Origin of the sequence: Streptomyces sp. R21 (assembly GCF_041051975.1) — a bacterium.
Classification (GTDB): domain Bacteria; phylum Actinomycetota; class Actinomycetes; order Streptomycetales; family Streptomycetaceae; genus Streptomyces.
Map to the genome: position 1 here is coordinate 675,614 of NZ_CP163435.1, position 17,748 is coordinate 693,361.

Sequence of the window (17,748 nt, forward strand, 5' to 3'; positions counted from 1 at the left end):
CCCCGCCAGCCCTCTACTTTCGGGGCAGGAAAACGGTTGCTCAAACAAGCTCCTCGTCCGACCTGTCGAACAACGTTCCGCCCCTCCACTCTCCCGGAGAACCATGCCCCGCACACGCTCCGCCGTGCCCTCCCCCGACCCCTCGGCTCCGTCCGAGCGGGCCGGCACCCCGGTGGGCCCGGTCCGCCTCGGCCCGGATGCCCACGCCGCGCTGCGCCCCGCCTCCGCCTCCGTACGCACCGGCTTCTGGCACGCCCGCCGGGAGGCCAACGCCCGCACCTCCATCCCCCAGGGCCCGGACCTGCTGGAGTCGGCGGGAAACCTGCACAACCTGCGGCTGGCGGCGGGCACGGCCGCGGGCGAGTTCCAGGGCGCGTACCCCTTCGTGGACACGGATGTCTACAAGTGGCTGGAGGCGGCGGCCTGGCAGCTCTCCCAGGAGCAGGCCAAGGACCTCGGGGCACACGTCGACCGCATCATCGCCCTCGTCGCCGGGGCCCAGCAGCCGGACGGGTATCTCAACACCTGGTTCCAGCTCGTCAAGGGCGGTGAGCGCTACCAGGACCTGCGCTGGGGCCACGAGCTGTACTGCGCGGGACACCTGATCCAGGCGGCGGTGGCTCACCACCGGGCCACCGGCCGCGGTGAACTCCTCGACGTGGCACGCCGTTTCGCCGACAACATCGACTCCGTCTTCGGTCCGCCCGGCAGCGGCCGGCCCATCGACGGCGTCGACGGCCACCCCGAGGTCGAGACGGCCCTGGTCGAGCTGTACCGGGAGACGGGCGAGCGCCGCTACCTGGATCTGGCCGGGTACTTCGTCGACCGCTACGGCCACGGGCTGCTCGGCGGCGAGGCCTACTGCCAGGACCGGGTGCCGCTGCGCGAGGCGACCGACGTCGAGGGCCACGCCGTACGACAGCTCTATCTGCTGGCCGCCGCGACGGACCTGGCCACCGAGACGGGTGACGCCGAACTGCGCGCCGCAGCCGAGCGGTTGTGGCAGGCGATGACCACCACGAAGACCCATCTCACCGGCGGTCTCGGCGCGCACCACGAGGAGGAGGACTTCGGCGACCCCTTCGAGCTGCCCAACGAGCGCGCCTACTGCGAGACCTGCGCCGCCATCGCTTCGGTCCAGTGGAGCTGGCGCATGGCCCTGCTCACCGGCGAGGCCCGCTACGGCGATCTCATCGAGCGCACCCTCTACAACGGCTTCCTCGCCGGTGTCTCCCTGGACGGCGAACGCTGGCTCTACGTGAACCCGCTCCAGGTCCGCGACGGCCACACGGACACCGGGGGCGACCAGTCGGCGCGCCGCACCCGCTGGTTCAAGTGCGCCTGCTGCCCGCCGAACGTCATGCGGCTGCTGGCCTCCCTGGAGCACTATCTGTCGTCGAGCGACGGACAGGGCCTGCAGATCCATCAGTACGTCACCGGCCGCTATGCCGCCGAGCTCGACGGAGCGCCCGTCGCCCTCGCCGCGGAGACCGACTACCCCTGGCACGGCGTGATCTCCCTGACCGTCGAGCAGACCCCCGCCGACCGGCCCTGGACGCTGTCGCTGCGCGTCCCGCAGTGGTGCCGCGAGTACCGGGTGCGGTGCGGCACCGAGGTCTACGACCAGACCGACGCCCCCGTCACGGACGGCTGGCTGCGCCTGGAGCGCAGCTGGGCGCCGGGCGACCAGATCGTGCTGGAACTGGGCCTCGAACCCCGGCTGACCGCGGCCGACCCGCGCGTGGACGCCGTACGCGGATGTGTCGCCGTCGAACGCGGTCCGCTCGTGTACTGCCTGGAGCAGGTCGACCACCCCGACGGAGGCCTCGACGACATCGTCCTCGACACCACGCGGCCGCTCGCCGTGAAGCACCGCCCGGATCTGCTCGGCGGTGTCACCACGGTCGTCGCCGCCGGCCGTCGCCGGGAGATCCCGGAGACCGGCTGGTGGCCCTACCGGTCCTCCGCGTCCGTGCCCGACGCGCCGGAGGGCGGTGAGCCGGTCGAGCTGACCGCGATCCCCTACTACGCCTGGGCCAACCGGCAGGACGGCAGCATGCGCGTCTGGCTGCCCACCTCCTGACTCAACCACCCCTCCCGCCCGTACTCCTGAGCTTTCCTGACAATGAGGTCACCGCAATGAGGCACACCCGCCGCACCCTCCTGACCGCCGTCGTCGCCGTCGGCACCCTCGCCTCCGTCACCGCCTGCGGCGGGGGTTCCGACTCCGCCGGCTCGTCCGACAAGCCGGGCACGTACACCTTCTGGGATCCGTACCCGCAGTTCGACGCCTCCTCCGACTGGGGCAAGCGGGTCACGCAGTGCGGCACCGAGGCGGGCGTCAAGCTCAAGCGCACCGGGTACGACACGACGGACCTGGGCAACAAGGCGCTGCTCGCCGCCCAGCAGGGCAACGCGCCCGACGTGATGCTGGTGGACAACCCGGTCGTCTCCACGATGGTGGAGGCCGGAATCCTCAACAAGACCAGTGACCTCGGCCTGGACACGGCCTCGTTCCAGAAGAACATCATCGGCGCCGGCACCCTCGACGGCGCGGCCTACGGCGTCCCGATCGGCGCCAACACGCTCGCCCTCTACTACAACAAGAAGATTCTCTCGGCCGCGAAGGTCGACCCCGCCTCCGTCAAGGACTGGGCGTCCCTGACGGCCGCGCTGCAGAAGGTCAAAGCGGCCGGGAAGAAGGGCATCACGTTCTCCGCCATCAACACGGAGGAGGGCAGCTTCCAGTTCCTGCCGTGGTTCTGGGGCGCGGGCGGCGACCTCACCAAGCTCGACTCGGCCAAGGGCGTGGCCGCGCTGTCGCTGTGGAAGGGCTGGGTCGGCGACGGCTACGCGCCCAAGGACGTCCTGCAGAACACGCAGACCACCAGCTGGCAGGAGTTCGCCACCGGGGAGTACGCGTTCGGCGAGAACGGCACCTGGCAGCTGGGCAACGCGGACAAGGCGGGATTCGACTACGGCGTCATCAGCATCCCGGGGCAGAACGGCGGTTCGGCGCCGGTGCCGACCGGCGGCGAGTTCGTGACGGTCCCGGTGCAGAAGGACACCGCACGCTATGACGTCAGTAAGAAGATCGTCACCTGCCTGACCAGCGACAAGAACCTGCTGCCCACCGACATCACGCTGACGTACGTCGCGCCGACGGCGGCCGTGCAGAGCGAGCAGGTCAAGGCGAACCCGAAGCTGAAGCCGTGGGTGGCGGCCGTGGCCGCGGCGCGCGGTCGCACCAGTGGCGGCCTGGGCACCAAGTACCCCACGATCTCTCAGCCGTTGTGGACCGCCGTGCAGTCGGCCCTGTCCGGAGGCAAGAGCCCGCAGGCCGCCCTCTCCACCGCCCAGTCGGCGGCCTCCAAGGGTTGATCCGACGCGGCTCGGGCCTGCCCCGCGGATCATCCCGCAGCAGCGGGTTCCGGCACGCCGATCCGCCCGACAGGCCCGAGCCGCGTCCAGGACCGTGTCTTTCGTATCCAGGAGTTCGCATGACCATCGCCCGAGTCGACCGCGCGAAACGGTCGCCGACCGCGGCATCCGGCACGGCCGCCGCGCGGGACGCCGACGCCCGGCACGGCCTGACGGCCCGCCGCCGGCGCCGCGGGAACCGGCTGACCGCGCTGGCCTTCGTCGCCCCGCTCGTCGCCTATCTCGCCGCCTTCTACGCCTATCCGCTCTACCGCAACCTCGATCTGAGCCTGCGCAACTACACGGTCCGGTCCTTCGTCGCGGGCGATGCGCCGTTCTCCGGCTGGGACAACTTCTCCCGGGTGCTCAACGATCCGACCTTCTCGCCGGCGCTGCGCAACACGATGGTGTTCACCTTCGTGTCGATCGCGTTCCAGTACGCGGCCGGGCTGGCGCTGGCGGTCTTCTTCAACCGGCACTTCCGACTGGCGCCCACGCTGCGGGCTCTGTTCCTCATCCCCTGGCTGCTGCCGCTGATCGTGTCGGCGTCGACCTGGTCGTGGATGCTCAACGGCGAGTCCGGCGTGGTCAATTACGCCCTGCACTTCGTGGGGGTGGCGCCGGTCGACTGGCTCACCTCGCCGCACTGGGCGCTGACGTCGGTCATCCTCGCCAACATCTGGATCGGCATCCCGTTCAACCTCGTCATCCTCTACAGCGGGCTGCAGAACATCCCCGGGGAGCTGTACGAGGCCGCGTCGCTGGACGGGGCGAGCGGCTGGCAGCAGTTCCGGCGGATCACCTTCCCGCTGCTGCGGCCGGTGTCGGCGATCACGCTGCTGCTGGGCCTGGTGTACACGCTCAAGGTGTTCGACCTGATCTGGATCATGACCAAGGGCGGTCCGGGCGACTCGTCTGCGACGCTGGCGACCTGGTCGTACCAGCTCGGGTTCGGCACGCTGCTGCCCAAGTTCGGCCCGGGAGCGGCCGTCGGCAACATCCTCATCCTCATCGCCCTGGTCTTCGGCCTGCTCTACATCCGCGTCCAGAGGAGGCAGGAAGCGTGAAGTCCCGTACGGGTACCCGCCGTTACACCGCCATTGGGGTGCTGCTGACCGCGCTGATGCTGTTCCCGGTGTACTGGATGCTGAACGTGTCCCTGACCCCGCAGCAGAAGATGCGCAAGTCGCCTCCCGACCTGTTCCCGCTGCACCCCACGTTCGAGGGCTACCGGGCCGTGCTCGACGACCAGATGCCGTACCTCGGGACGAGTCTGCTCATCGGTCTCGGTACGGTCGCGGTCACCCTCGTCCTCGCCGCGCCGGCCGGCTACTCGCTGGCCAAGCTGCGGCCGCGCGGGAGCGGCGCACTCGGCCTGGTCCTGCTGATCGCGCAGATGGTCCCCGGCATCGTGATGGCGATGGGCTTCTACGGCATCTTCCTCAACCTCGGCCTGCTCAACGCCTGGTGGGGCCTGATCATCGCCGATTCCACCATCGCCGTGCCGTTCGGCGTCATGATCTTCACGGCGTTCATGTCCGGCATCCCGAACGAATTGACCGCCGCCGCCCGGATCGACGGGGCGAGCACCTGGCGCACCTTCTGGTCCGTGGTACTTCCGGTGAGCCGCAACGCCGTGGTCACCGTCTCGCTCTTCAGCTTCCTGTGGGCCTGGTCCGACTTCGTCTTCGCCAACACCCTCGACAGCGGCGGCGACATGCGCCCGATCACCCTCGGCATCTACCACTACATCGGCAACAACAACCAGGAGTGGAACGCGATCATGGCCACCGCCGTCGTCGTGTCCGTGCCCGCAGCCGCGCTCCTCGTCCTCGCCCAGCGCTATGTCGCCGCCGGCGTCACCGCGGGCGCGGTCAAGGACTGACAGCACAGCGCCACCCTTCCCCCACCCACCCCTACCGGGAGCCGCACCCATGTCCTCCTCCGTCACGAGACCCCGCCCACGGCGACCGCTCGGCCGCGTCGGCGCCGTGGCACTGGCAGCCTCGCTGACCACCGTCACGACCGCTCTCACCGGCGCGCCCGCCCAGGCCGCCCCCACCGCGTCCACGACGCTGGTCGTCAACGCCAACCAGACCCTGCGGTCCGTCACACATGTCGCCACGGGCAGCCTCTACGGCCTGGCGGACGCGAGCACCCCGTCCGACAGCCTCACGCAGGCGCTGAAGCCGAACACCTTCGTGCAGATGGCCCCCGGCGGCAAGCAGTTGCCCAACGGTGAGCCGAAGCCCGCGGGCGACTCGCTGGTCGTCGCCTCAAAGGCCGCCAGGGCCGGCGCGAAGGTCGTCGTCCGGATGCCCGACTGGTATCCGAACTTCCCGTACAAGTGGGTGAGTTGGAGCGACTGGCTGTCCGCCGTCGACACACAGGTCGCCTCGGTCAAGTCCTCCGGCGCCGGCAACATCAGCGCCTATGAGCTGTGGAACGAGCCCGACTGGACATGGGACACCACCAACGCCGGCGCCTTCGACGCGGGTTGGGCGCGCACGTTCAAGGAGGTGCGCGCGAAGGACACCTCCACGCCCATCCAGGGCCCCAGTTACTCGTCGTGGAACCAGAACTCGATGAGCACGTTCCTCACGGACGCCAAGGCCAGCGGCACCGTGCCCGACGTCATCGCCTGGCACGAGCTCGGCGGCAGCAAGGACATCGCCGCCCATGTCTCCGCCTACCGCTCCCTGGAGAGCAGCCTCGGCATCAGCCCGCGGCCGATCTCCATCGAGGAGTACGCCACACCCACCGAGATAGGCGTGCCCGGCTCCCTCATCGGCTACGTCGCCAAGTTCGAGCGCACCGGCGTCCGCGACGCCGAACTCGCCTTCTGGAACCACTACGGCACCCTCGGCGACACGTTGACCGACACAGGCGGATCGCCCAACGGCTCCTACTGGCTGTACAAGTGGTACGGCGACATGTCCGGCAACATGGTCACGACCACGCCTCCGGCGCAGACGGGGATCGACGGCGCGGCCTCGCTCAGCGGCGACGGCAAGCAGATCAGCGTCATCTTCGGCGGCGGGACCGGCTCGACCGCCGTGACGGTCAACGGACTTGGCTCCCTGTCCGCCTTCGGCAGCAAGGTGCACGTCAAGCTGGAGTACACGCCGTCGAAGGGCCGGACCACGGCCGTCGCCAACCCGTTCACGATCTCCGAGTCCGACTACACGGTCTCGAACGGCTCCATCACGGTCCCCGTCGCCATGAACGCCTCCGACGGCTACCACCTGGTCGTCACCCCCAGCGGCACCTCGACCTCGCTGGCCGGGCGCTACCAGATCACCAACAAGAACAGCGGCCTCGCCCTGGACACCCAGAACGCCGGTACGGCCCAGGGCACTGCCGTCGTCCAGTCGACGTCGACCACCGGCACGGACCAGAACTGGACCCTGACGTCCGCGGGTTCCGGCCTCTACAAGATCGTCAACCAGAAGAGCGGACTGCTGCTCGGCATCACCAACGCCGGAACCGGCGACGGCGGCACCGCCCTGATCTGGGGCGACAACGGCACCGCCGACCACCTGTGGCAGCTCATCCCCGCAGGCAGCGGCTCCTACAAGATCGCCAACTACAACAGCGGCCTCCTCCTCGGCGTCACCGACATGAGCACCTCCCCCGGCGCCCAGGTCCTCCAGTGGACCGACAACGGCACGGCGGACCATCTCTGGACGCTGACATCTCGGTGACAGCACCGAAGTCACACACTGCTCAGTGAGTCCGAGGCCCGGGAGCTATCACGCTCCCGGGCCTCAGTTGCGTTGGCATCCCGAGCGTCGGCCTGCGTGTCACTGCTCCATAGCGGTGGCCGTCCCGTCTCGCTAGCCCCTCCCACCACACCAGCAACGAACATCAGCTGGACTACTAGGGGCCGGTGAGCCTGTCACCAGGGCACTGTTCCACCGTCATCGATATTGGACGGTGACGGCGTTGAGGAAGGTCTTGGACGCCAAGTACGCAGCGGGAACCGGGCCCATGCCGATGCCGGGCGTGGTCTGCAGGGTGAGCGAGCCGACGCTGCTGGACATGTTCACGATCCGCGGCGATGCCGAGCCGCGCAGCATGGGCAGCATCGCGTTGGTGACGCGCACGACCCCGATCACGTTGGTTTCCACGACGACTCGTACGGTCGCGGGATCGACCGTGGTGGGCGTCTGCGGCATACCACCAGTGATCGCGGCGTTGTTGACCAGGACGTCGAGCCCTCCGACGCGGTCGGCGACCAGCTCGGCCGCGGCGGCCACACTTGCGTCGTCTGCCACGTCGAGCGGAACGCCGAACGCATCGGTCCCGGCCGCGCGCAGCTTCTCCACCGCGGTGTCGCGGCGCTGTTGATCCCGCGCGCCCACGCCGACTCGCCAGCCGAGGGCGCCCAGGCCCGCCGCGATCTCGTATCCGATTCCTTTGTTCGCACCGGTCACCAGCGCGATCGTCTGTTCACTCATGTCATCAATCGTGGTGCGGACTCGGGTGGGACGTCCAAGACCGACTGGGTGGGCGGCGATACCGCACGGATATCGGTCGTGGTGAGCGCCGGATACGATGACGCGGTGGAGACGCGAGAGTTGCGATACTTCGTCGCCGTCGCGGAGGAGTTGCACTTCGGGCGGGCGGCGCAGCGGCTCGCCATGGCGCAACCACCGCTGTCGCGGGCGATCCAGCAGCTCGAGCGGCGGCTCGGAGTCGTTCTGCTGCACCGCACTGCTCGCACAGTCACCTTGACCGAGGCCGGGTCGGTGCTTCTGCTGGAGGCCCGGGCCGCACTCGACGCGGTCGAAGCCGCCGAGCGCCGCACCCGCCGCGCAGCTGCCGAATCGCCCGGTGTGGTGCTGGCCACGAAAGCCGGAGCGTCCAGCGAACTGTTGTCGAAGCTGCTGGACGCCTACGCCGCCGAGCCCGGCGCGGTCGCCGTCGAGGTGATGCTGTGCGGGCCCGGCGAGCAGGAAAGGCTGCTGCGCGACGGGCGTGCCGACGTTGCTCTGCTCCAGCGGCCCTTCGACACGACGTCCGGACTCGACACCGAGGACCTGCACACCGAACAGCAGGTCGTGGTCCTGCCCGCCGGGCACCCCCTGGCCAACCGACCCCATATGTCGATAGCCGAGGTCACCACCCTGACGGACCTGCCCCTGCCGCGCTGGCCTCGACGGGGCGGGGGCTATCCCGACGGACTTGGCCCGCAAGTGCGCGACCACACCCAGCTGTTCCAGCTGATCGCGCTCGGACGGGCCTGCGCGGTCGTGCCCGAGTCCCTCCGAACCCACCTGCGCGACGATCATGCAACGGTGCCGGTGCCGGACGCACCGACTGTCACGACCGTCATCGCCTGGCCACCACACAGCAGATCCAAAGCCGTCGCCGACCTGGTCCGCACCGCGACACGCCTCTAGCCAACGGCAAGAGCGGGCAGCCAGAGGACTGGTGTGAATCGTGGGTGCCAAACCCCCTACCGTGATCGACTGGAGTACTAGGCCCGGCTGACGCCCTCGTGGACCAAGCCGGCGATGTGGGTGGTCACCGTGTCGAGGATATCGCTCCATGCGGATTCGTCGCCGAGCACGAGGTAGTTGAGGGTCAGCCCATCGGTCATAGCCGCCAGGTAGCGAGCCAACACCGAGGCGGGGACGGCGAGTTGATGGTTCATGGTCCGGCACAGCTGGTCGATGAGCTCGGCGTAGGCGGCGCCGTACAACTCGTACTGCCGTCGGGCCAGGTGCTCGAAACCCGGCTCGCGCAGGGCGTACTGGGTGAGTTCGTAGGTGAGCATGTGCTCGTCGGGATGGCTACGGACATGGTTCCAGTACGCCTGGAAACCGGCCCGGACGGTCTCGACGAGCGTGGCTCTGGGACGCAGGACTTCCTTCACCACGCTCAGCGAGTGGTCGGTGAGGGTCGTGATGACGGCCTCGACCAAGGCCTGCTTGGAGTCGAAGCAGTAGTGGAAGACGCTGAGCGACACGCCCGCCTCAGCGGCGATGGACCGGGTCGTCGTCTTGGCGACGCCGTCCCGGGCCATCGCCCTGATCGCCGCTTCCGTCAGCTGTCTGCGCCGCTCGGCCGACGGCATGCGTGCCATGTGTGTCCTCGGGTGTGGTGACGGACCTCAGGCGCTGTGGACGCCCACTTCGTAGAGCGAGTATCCCCAGTCGGTGCCTCGGTCGAGGCCGTGGACCCGGACGTAGCGGGCGGGTGTGCCGGTGAAACGGGCAGTGTCCAGACCGCCGTCGCCGGACGTGGTGGACCAGACGGTCTGCCAGTTGGTGCCGTCGGTGGAGAGTTCGATGCGGTACGCCGTGCCGTACGCGCGCTCCCAGTCCATTGTGACCCGGCTGACGAGGTTGGTGGCGCCCAGGTCGACCTGCCACCACTGGTCGTCGCTCCAGTCGCTGGCCCAGCGGGTGCCGTCGTCGCCGTCGGCGGCCCGGCCCGGCTGGTAGCTGGTGAACGGGTTCCACTCGGACGAACTGGCGGTGGCCGTCGCGCCCTTGGCGAGGTTCACCGATGCCTGGTGTCGCTCGGTCGCTCCCCAGGTGTCGAGATAGGACTCGGCGCCCCGCATCAGGTCATTCACCACGTCCTGGCCGCCGACGAGCCGGATGTCCTCGATCCAGTCGGGGATCATGCCGACGTGTGCGGCACCGTCCGTGTTGAAGTCGAAGGTGCGATCACCGGTGGTCTGTTTGTCGATGACCGAGCCGCCGTCGGCACTCTTGAAGGGATACGTGACCTTGTTGGCGGCGTCGGCGCCGCGCGGGGCGGGGTGGTCGCCGATGCCGTTGAAGTCGGTGCCGTAGCCGTAGCCCACGTGGTATTTGTCGCGCAGCGCGTCCGTCCGCTTGGCCTCCGCGGCGAACCCCTCGGAGCCGTGCATGTACTGGGCGACGAAGCCGCCGAGAGAGTAGACGCGCTCCGTCCAGTTCAGGTCCATCCAGCTGTGCGAGGAGAGCACGCCGGGGTAGGACGCGGCCTCGAGGATGTCCAGTGTCTGGCCGACCGCCTTGACGCCCATGTGGTCGATCTCCAGCATCATCTTGCGTTTCATCATGCCGCGCACGGCGTACTCACCGAGGTCGGTGAGCCCGCGCTTGTTGCATTGAGCATCACTGTCGTACGAGGGAACGTCCACGCCCGCCGGCAGGTCCTTCTCCGCCGCGGAAGAGGCGGTGCCGATGGGGTTGTCGTGCTGGGGGCCGGTGCACTTCTCGGTCTGCCAGAAGGTGCCGGTCGACAGGAACTGGCCGACGTTGATGGCCGTTCCGAGGCCGCCCGAGTCGAAGCGGACGCCGCACAGCGCGTTGTCGAACTTGTGGCACAGGAACATGGAGCGCACGCCGAGGGCGTAGAGCTCGTCCAGTCCCTTGTCGATGTCGGCCTTGCTGCACTGCGGGATGTCCAGGATCTGCTTGCAGCCGAACGGCTCGGAGGTCTCGACGCCGAGGATGACGGCCAGCTTGCCTTCCTTGATCACCTCACGGGCCTGCGCGGTGTCGGTGACGATCCGGAACCAGCCCTTTCCGGTTCCGCCGTACATCTTGTCGATGTAGGCCTGGAGTTCATACGTGAGCTTCGCCTGCAGCCGGATCGACGTCATCTCGTCGCAGCTGCGGTCCTTGAAGGGGTAGACCGAGCAGATCATGCCGTTGGTGACCAGGTCGTTGACCAGCACCCGCTGTCCGCCGCGCCAGGCCCGCTCCACCCAGGCGTAGTAGTTCGCCTGATGGGTCATGGAGTCGTACGCGGGCCAGTCCTTGAACGTCGGCCAGCCGACCGGGTCGTGCCTGCCATCGCCGCCGTGGGTGATGTAGTCGAAGATCGCGAGAGTGCCGTCGGGGTAGTGCTCGGGACAGTCCTTGAGCGCGTCGGCGACCCCGGCCTCGGAGAACACCTTGCCGCAGATCAGCCGCCCCCCGAAGGCCTCGTTCGAGAACAGGTGGTTGTGCGCGTCGACGAACCCGCGCACGTCGCCTGCGGAGTCGGTGCCGGTGAACGGCTCCCCGGTGACGTTGATCTGGGCGTCCGGGGCCGGGCGCGCGGCCGGGATCCACCAGTCGTTGCCGGCCGCGGAACTCGGCGTGGGGCCGAGGACCACGGACAGGAAGAGAAGAAGCAGCGACACCATGGTGACGTTCTTGCGTCTGCGGTACGAGCGTCGATTCGGTGTCACGGCCCACGTCCCTCGGTCGGCGGGATGGCGCGGTCGGCTGACCCATTTGATTGTCATGAACCGCGCAAGTTATGGGACGAGGATCGACGCGGACATCTTCCGAGTCAAGAGTCCGGGACGCTTGACCTGATAGCGCGAAGGAGGCCAGCTCTGACCGCGGCGAGGTGTGCCAGGCTGCGCTCCCTCCTCGCCCGCCGCAGAGTCCATGCCCTGGGGCCCCTAGCTTCGCTCTTGTCCCTCCGCTCTGGTCCTGCGCGGCTGGCTGCTCGGTGGCCGGGACATGGAACGGCCATCGCGGGATTCCCCGAGCCTTCGCACCGTTGCGGACCTTGCCTGTCGCGACCGCACGGCGGCCGGAGGAGACGTTGCGGGCGTGGCTGCTGCACCAGGGCAGGCGGAACGAGGTGGCGGCGGCGTTGTTCGTCCACCCCCCAGCCAGTCCGGTACCGCATGCCGCAGCTGCGGGAGCTGTTTCCGGATCTCGCATCGCCACACCGGGTCCTTGAACTGACGCTGGCGGTCGGTCTTCGGGTCAGCTGACGTGTACTTCGACCGTCCACGACCAGTCCGCGAGCGGTCCAGGAATCGTGCCTCGGGAAGCCCCCCGGGGGCGCCGTCCTGGCACGAGCTGACCCACGGGCGCGCGGCGGGCTGCAGCTGGGTGACCGGCGGGCGGCCAGGCCGGTTCACCAGGGGCAGGAGGCCGGGTCGCTCGTGCCGGGGACCACCGTGGTTATGCGACGGCCTCGTGCCTCCCTTCCGACAGGCCGGCCGGACGACCGACCGGGCCGGCCAGGCACACCGCACGAGGGATGATGGGGACGGAATGACGGAACGCGAGGTCAGGAGCGTCCATGGCGAAGCGGGTTCACCAACCCCGTGAGGACGCCGAGTTCGATTTCATCCTCGGGATGAGCGGAGTCCCGGTCCTCGCATACTTCACCGGGACATGGCCCAAGGCAATCGAGCCCTGCCGGGCGATGGACCTCGTCGTGGGTGGCATCGCCGACGAGTACACGGGCCGCCTGACAGCCGTCCGCACCGACATCACGCGCTGTCCGGCCGCAACCGAGCGATACGGGATCACCGGAGCCCCGTCCTACGTCCTGCTGAAGGAGGGAGAGGCGGTGGCGCGCGCCACGGGGCCCATGACCATCGCCGAGATACGGAAGTTCCTGGACGGCCACCTCTGAACGGCCGCTGCGGCACGTGGCGGCTGAGACACCTTCACAGGTCACATAACGCCGTCGAGGACGGTGCCTGGCGGGAGCATGGTGAGCCCCGCGAGGGCGAGATCCATCCACACGGCCGTGACATCCCGGCCGGATCGGGCCTGAAGGCGGACGGTGTCCTCGTATCGCCATATGACAGTTCGATGGGCAGTGCGCCAGGCATCACGGACGCGGCAGATAGTCGGACGGTTCGGGCGGCTTACCGAGGCGCCGACGGTCGGCCTGTCGAGGCCGAACTCGACAGGGTCCCGCTGGATGGAAAGCCGGAATCGCCTTACCCGACCGCCGACTTGGCTTGGCGTGCCAGGCGGAACATGACCTGCGCGTAGGCGGTGGTCGTTGCCGCGATGATCGTCGGAATGACCGCGAGCGCGAGTATGCCCACCAGTGCGTGGGTGTCTTCGGCGTGCCTGCCGAATCCCTGGTCGTTGTTCTTCAGCAGCCGGTAGCCGAACCATGCCCACATCGCCAGCGACAGGACCATCCACCCGACCGACCACTTCTCGATCCGATGCCCGTCCCGGCGGAACTGTTCCATGTCGACTGCCATCTCCGGCTCCCCTGCAACTTGGTGATCAGTGGTCATTGTTCATCACAACGCGCACGTGACCCAACGTTCCATGCCAGCCCGGTCAGCCGTACGGGGCGCCCCGTGCCAATTGCATCTGTCGGGTCCCACTCCTTCGGGACGCCCACGTCCCAGAGACCCCGTTTCAGCACGTACTCCAGCCGCCCCAGCGCTGTCATGGCCGCCAGGTCTTCGTCCGTCCGCTCCCCCGCAGGAGAAGGCCCTGTCCGGTCACGCGCGCGGGAGGACCGCTGGTCATGTGGGCCTCACTCGGTCGGGCAACGGGCCACCTGAATACGGAGATTGACGTCGGCGTCAGACCTCTTGACGCGATTGGTTCAGACCTTTAACGTCACCGCACAGAAGTGGGGTTCATAAGTGAACTCAGAGTTCATTCATGTGAATTCCACTTCCCTCTCCCCCACACCCGAAGGACGTCAACATGATCCGTTCCAGGGCATTCAGCGCAGCCACCGTCGCAGGCATAGTCGCCGCGGTGACCCTCCTCGGCACCTCCAGCGCAGGCGCGGCCGATCCGAACGTCGCGCCCGGCGGCAACTTCGACCTGTCCGTCTGGCAGTTGCAGGAACCCGTGGGCTCCCCCGGCTCGCCGACCACCATCTCCTCCGCCCGCCTTCAGGGAGCGAACGGCTACCAGGACGCGTACTTCTACACCGACACCCGAGACGGAGCCATGACGTTCTGGGCCCCCGAGAAGGGCGTCACCACCCCGAACTCCAACTACGCCCGCTCCGAGTTGCGGGAGATGAACCGCAGCGGCAGCGCGGCCGACTGGTCGCTGAGCGGGAGCCACCGGCTGAGTGCAACACTGCGCGTGGTCTCGGTGACGTCCAACGTGTGTGTCGGTCAGATCCACCTGGGCTCCGGCGGCTCGTCGACCAAGCCGCTGGTGGAGCTGTACTACCGCTCCAGCGGTGACATCGTCCTCGGCACCGAGAACTCTCCGGCGGGCGGCCAGACCCTGCACACGGTGGGACACGTGTCGGTCGGCAAGACATGGACCTACGCCATCGCCGTCTCCGGCGGCAACACCGTCGACCTGACCGTCAACGGCAGCACCACGCACTACCCGATTCCGTCGTCCTTCTTCCCGTACAAGCAGTACTTCAAGGCCGGCTCCTACAACCAGTCGTCCTCCGACAGCACCACGAAGGGCGCACGGGTCGCCTTCTACGGGCTGAACGTCTCGCATGGCTGACAGACCATAATGCCGGGATGACCTCCCCCACACCCACCCCCATATCGGCAGAGCAGATCCCCGTTGTCATCGTCGGTGCCGGACCGGCCGGGCTCACCCTCGCCAACATCCTGCGGGACGCCTCCGTCGACTGCGTGGTCCTGGAGACCGAGAGCAGGACGTTCATCGAGCAGCGGCCCCGTGCGGGGTTCATCGAGGAATGGGCCGTACGGGCACTCCGACAGCGCGGACTGGCCGACCGGCTCGTCGAGCGCGCGCAGGCTCACCACGCGTGCGAGTTCCGGTTCGACGGGGCGCGCCACCGGTTCCCGTACGCCAAGCTCTCCGGTGACCGCCATTTCGTCTATCCGCAGCCGCTGTTGGTGACCGACCTGGTGCGCGAGTACGCGGACGTGAAGGGTGGCGACATCCGCTTCGGCGTACGCGATGTGCGGCTGCACGACATCGGCACCGACCGGCCCTCGGTGTCGTACACCGATCCGGAGTCGGGTGAACACCGGCGTATCGCCTGCGCGTTCATCGCCGGATGCGACGGCGCCCGGGGCGTGACCCGCACCTATGTGACGCCGGGCGGGGGCAGCATCGCCCGCCACGACTACGGGGTCGGCTGGCTGGCCCTGCTGGCCGAGGCGCCGCCGTCGTCCGACTGCGTCGTCTTCGGCATCCACCCGCGCGGATTCGGCGCCCACATGGCCCGCAGCCCCGAGGTCACCCGCTACTACCTCGAGTGTCCACCCGGCGACGATCCGCAGAACTGGCCGCACGACCGAGTGTGGTGGGAGCTCCACGCCCGTCTGTCAGTGGACGGCGCCCCGCCGCTGTCCGAGGGCCGGCTGATCGAGAAGCGGGTGCTCGGCATGCACAACTACGTGGTCGAGCCGATGGTGTACGGGCGGCTGTATCTGGCGGGCGACTCCGCGCACTTGGTGGCGCCCATCGCGGCGAAGGGCATGAACCTGGCCGTGCACGACGCCCTGTTGCTCGCGGACGCGCTGGTGGCGTACCGCGCGGGCGACGACACAGGCCTGCGCGGCTACTCGGCGGCCTGTCTGCGGCGGGTGTGGGAGTACCAGGAATTCTCGCAGTGGTTCGCGGAGTTGCTGCACGGCCCCTCGTCGGGCGATCCCTTCCGGGCGGGGTCCGCCACCGCCCGGCTGCGGCGGCTTCTCGACGCGCCGGGCGCGGCGTCCGCCTTCGCCGAGTCGTACATCGGAAAGGGCTTCACCGGCTGAGCGATGTCCGGCTCGGTTCGCGCCGCCGAGCCACGCGGAGAACGGACACCAACCCTCACGCACACGCCCCGATTTTCGCAAGTATGCGCGATTTCAACGCGGTTGCAGGAAAAACAGGCGCCGGATTCGCATTTCTTTGAACACTCAACGTCACCTCCGCCGTACTTCCGGGAAAGGCATGGGCCGGTGCGCAGCGAGGGATGACCATGGTGAAGGTGCAAGTCTCCACGGAAGAGTCGGTTGCCGGAAGATACCGGCTGTTGGAGGTCGTCCACCAGGAAGCGGGGCGCCCCGGCTGGCACGGCCAGGACGTCGAGATCGGGCAGCCCGTCGCGGTGACCCGGTCGCGGCTCCCGGACGACGGGCGGGAGGAGACGGCGCACCGCACCTCCGCACGGATCCTGCGCGAGTCCGAACTCCTCGGCGCCGTCTGCCCCGGCCGGGTCGCCACGGTCGTCGACGTCGTCCATGACAACGGTGTCCTGTGGACGGTCACGGAGCGGCCCGAAGGCACCCCCCTGGTCGAGCTGTTGCGGCACGGTCCCATGGATCCCGGCCGCGTGGCCCGCCTCGGGCTCGGCGTGCTCGACGTCCTGGAGGCCGCCCACCGTGAAGGAGTGACGCACGGCGATCTGAGCCCCGGTCAGGTGTACGTCCAGGAACGGGGCGGCGTCACGGTGAGCGGGTTCGGGCTGCTGGGTGCCACGTCCTCGCCCCGCGTCACCGCACCGTCGTACGCCTCCCCCGAGCAGGCGCGTGGTGAGGGCACCGGGCCAGCGTCGGACCTGTGGACCCTCGGGGCGCTTCTCTACGCCATGGTCGAGGGCCGTCCGCTCTTCCGGGACCGCGGGCGGCTGTCGGCCACGCTGCGCGCCGTGGACCGGCTTCCGCTGCGACCTCTGCTGAACGCCGGACCACTCGGGCCCGCCATTCAGGGGCTGCTGCGCAGGGATCCTCTGGAGCGGGTGCCGGAGCCGATCGTGCGTGCGGCCCTCACCCGCATCCTCCGCGACGAAGCCGACACGGGCACCCATGCCGACGGTTCGGCACCGACCGCCGCTGTGCCGCTCGTGCTGGACACCTACGCCGAGACGCGCCGTTCGGGACGGCAGGGCAGTGGGCGGACGATCAGTCGACCCGCGATAATAGGCGTGACCCTGGCCGTCACCGGCGCCTGCTTCGCCGCCGTCACCGCGGCGGGCGGACTGCTCGACCGCTCCTCCTCGGCGTCCGGCCCCGCTGCCTCGCCCTCCTCCCCCACCTCCAACAGCGCGACCCCCACCCCCAGCGGCGGGAGCGCGGCGCCCGCACCGGCATCACCGACACCTCACTCCCCTTCGCCATCGCCCTCGCCCTCGCCGACCAGCGCCGCCCCCAAACCCTCCGCCGGAACGGGCCTGCCGTCCGGCTTCCACCAGTACGACGCGCCCCAGGGTTTCTCCATCGCCCTCCCCGAAGGCTGGAAGCCCCTGCGGATCCACGGATCGTCCAGCCCCTCCTACCGCGTCACCTTCGGCGCGGCCGGCGACGCACGCACGCTGGCCGTCACCTACAGCGAACAGCTCGGCCCGGACCCCGTCGCCATCTGGCAGGCCCTGGAACCCTCGCTGCGCAGCGAGTCCACCGGCTACGAACGCATCGGCGACATCCGTGCCGTGGACTACCGCGGCCACAAGGGCGCCGACATGGAGTGGCTCTTCGAGTCCGACGGGGTCCAGGAGCGCACGTTCGGCCGCGGATTCCTCCTCGGCGACCACCGGGGCTACTCGCTGCGCTGGACCACTCCGGCCGATGTCTGGAACTCTTCCGCGAACCAGCAGGCGCTGGATGTCTTCCTCGGGTCCTTCCAAGGGAAGTAGCGGACGGTCTCGGCGGCTTCTGAATCCGGCCAGCGAATG

At 68.9% G+C, this 17,748-nt stretch carries 13 protein-coding genes and 2 pseudogenes; 11 read left to right on the forward strand and 4 right to left on the reverse strand.

The annotated features are described in order from the left end of the window. The first annotated feature begins 103 nt into the window (after positions 1-103). From AB5J56_RS03260 to AB5J56_RS03280, 5 genes are all read left to right on the forward strand, one after another. Positions 104-2,083, forward strand: a complete 1,980-nt coding sequence (locus tag AB5J56_RS03260) for a glycoside hydrolase family 127 protein (RefSeq protein WP_369229807.1) — start codon at positions 104-106, stop codon at positions 2,081-2,083. A 56-nt stretch (positions 2,084-2,139) separates the two neighbouring features. Beyond that, positions 2,140-3,381, forward strand: coding sequence for an extracellular solute-binding protein (locus AB5J56_RS03265; RefSeq protein ID WP_369229809.1), 1,242 nt, complete (start codon positions 2,140-2,142; stop codon positions 3,379-3,381). Positions 3,382-3,500: 119 nt separating this feature from the next. Further along, positions 3,501-4,487 carry a carbohydrate ABC transporter permease gene (locus AB5J56_RS03270; RefSeq protein ID WP_369229811.1) on the forward strand — a complete coding sequence of 329 codons (987 nt, stop codon included), beginning with the start codon at positions 3,501-3,503 and terminating at the stop codon, positions 4,485-4,487. Further along, positions 4,484-5,305 carry a carbohydrate ABC transporter permease gene (locus AB5J56_RS03275; protein WP_369229813.1) on the forward strand — a complete coding sequence of 274 codons (822 nt, stop codon included), beginning with the start codon at positions 4,484-4,486 and terminating at the stop codon, positions 5,303-5,305. The genes AB5J56_RS03270 and AB5J56_RS03275 overlap by 4 nt, the downstream gene beginning before the upstream one ends. A gap of 49 nt (positions 5,306-5,354) precedes the next feature. Then, positions 5,355-7,124, forward strand: a complete 1,770-nt coding sequence (locus tag AB5J56_RS03280; RefSeq protein ID WP_369229815.1) for an RICIN domain-containing protein — start codon at positions 5,355-5,357, stop codon at positions 7,122-7,124. Positions 7,125-7,346: 222 nt separating this feature from the next. Here the strand turns inward: AB5J56_RS03280 and AB5J56_RS03285 are convergent. After that, positions 7,347-7,880, reverse strand: a pseudogene (locus AB5J56_RS03285) (SDR family NAD(P)-dependent oxidoreductase); the annotation flags it as partial. Between the two features lie 105 nt (positions 7,881-7,985). Between AB5J56_RS03285 and AB5J56_RS03290 the strand changes: the two are divergent. Beyond that, a complete protein-coding gene (locus AB5J56_RS03290; RefSeq protein ID WP_369229817.1) occupies positions 7,986-8,825 on the forward strand; it encodes a LysR family transcriptional regulator in 840 nt (279 codons plus the stop codon). Between the two features lie 77 nt (positions 8,826-8,902). Here AB5J56_RS03290 and AB5J56_RS03295 read toward each other — a convergent pair whose 3' ends face one another. Next, positions 8,903-9,511, reverse strand: coding sequence for a TetR/AcrR family transcriptional regulator (locus tag AB5J56_RS03295; protein WP_369229819.1), 609 nt, complete (start codon positions 9,509-9,511; stop codon positions 8,903-8,905). A gap of 27 nt (positions 9,512-9,538) precedes the next feature. Beyond that, entirely contained in the window at positions 9,539-11,554 is a 2,016-nt protein-coding gene (locus AB5J56_RS03300; RefSeq protein ID WP_369242333.1) for a discoidin domain-containing protein, read from the reverse strand. A 350-nt stretch (positions 11,555-11,904) separates the two neighbouring features. Here AB5J56_RS03300 and AB5J56_RS03305 point away from each other — a divergent pair. Next, positions 11,905-12,139: pseudogene (locus AB5J56_RS03305) on the forward strand (helix-turn-helix domain-containing protein); the annotation flags it as partial. A gap of 314 nt (positions 12,140-12,453) precedes the next feature. Continuing rightward, on the forward strand, positions 12,454-12,792 hold the full coding sequence (locus AB5J56_RS03310; protein WP_369229821.1) for a thioredoxin family protein: 339 nt from the start codon (positions 12,454-12,456) through the stop codon (positions 12,790-12,792). A gap of 313 nt (positions 12,793-13,105) precedes the next feature. On the opposite strand, the gene AB5J56_RS03315 is transcribed toward AB5J56_RS03310, so the two are convergent. Continuing rightward, entirely contained in the window at positions 13,106-13,381 is a 276-nt protein-coding gene (locus AB5J56_RS03315) for a hypothetical protein (protein WP_369229823.1), read from the reverse strand. Between the two features lie 460 nt (positions 13,382-13,841). Here AB5J56_RS03315 and AB5J56_RS03320 point away from each other — a divergent pair, with 460 nt between their 5' ends. From AB5J56_RS03320 to AB5J56_RS03330, 3 genes are all read left to right on the forward strand, one after another. Next, complete coding sequence (locus AB5J56_RS03320) at positions 13,842-14,618, forward strand: polysaccharide lyase family 7 protein (protein WP_369229825.1); 777 nt, start codon at positions 13,842-13,844, stop codon at positions 14,616-14,618. 17 nt (positions 14,619-14,635) lie between these two features. Next, positions 14,636-15,850 carry a 4-hydroxybenzoate 3-monooxygenase gene (locus AB5J56_RS03325; RefSeq protein ID WP_369229827.1) on the forward strand — a complete coding sequence of 405 codons (1,215 nt, stop codon included), beginning with the start codon at positions 14,636-14,638 and terminating at the stop codon, positions 15,848-15,850. Positions 15,851-16,056: 206 nt separating this feature from the next. Next, the gene (locus AB5J56_RS03330) at positions 16,057-17,709 is read left to right on the forward strand and encodes a serine/threonine-protein kinase (protein ID WP_369229829.1); all 1,653 of its coding nucleotides are present in this window, start codon (positions 16,057-16,059) and stop codon (positions 17,707-17,709) included. Positions 17,710-17,748 lie beyond the last annotated feature (39 nt).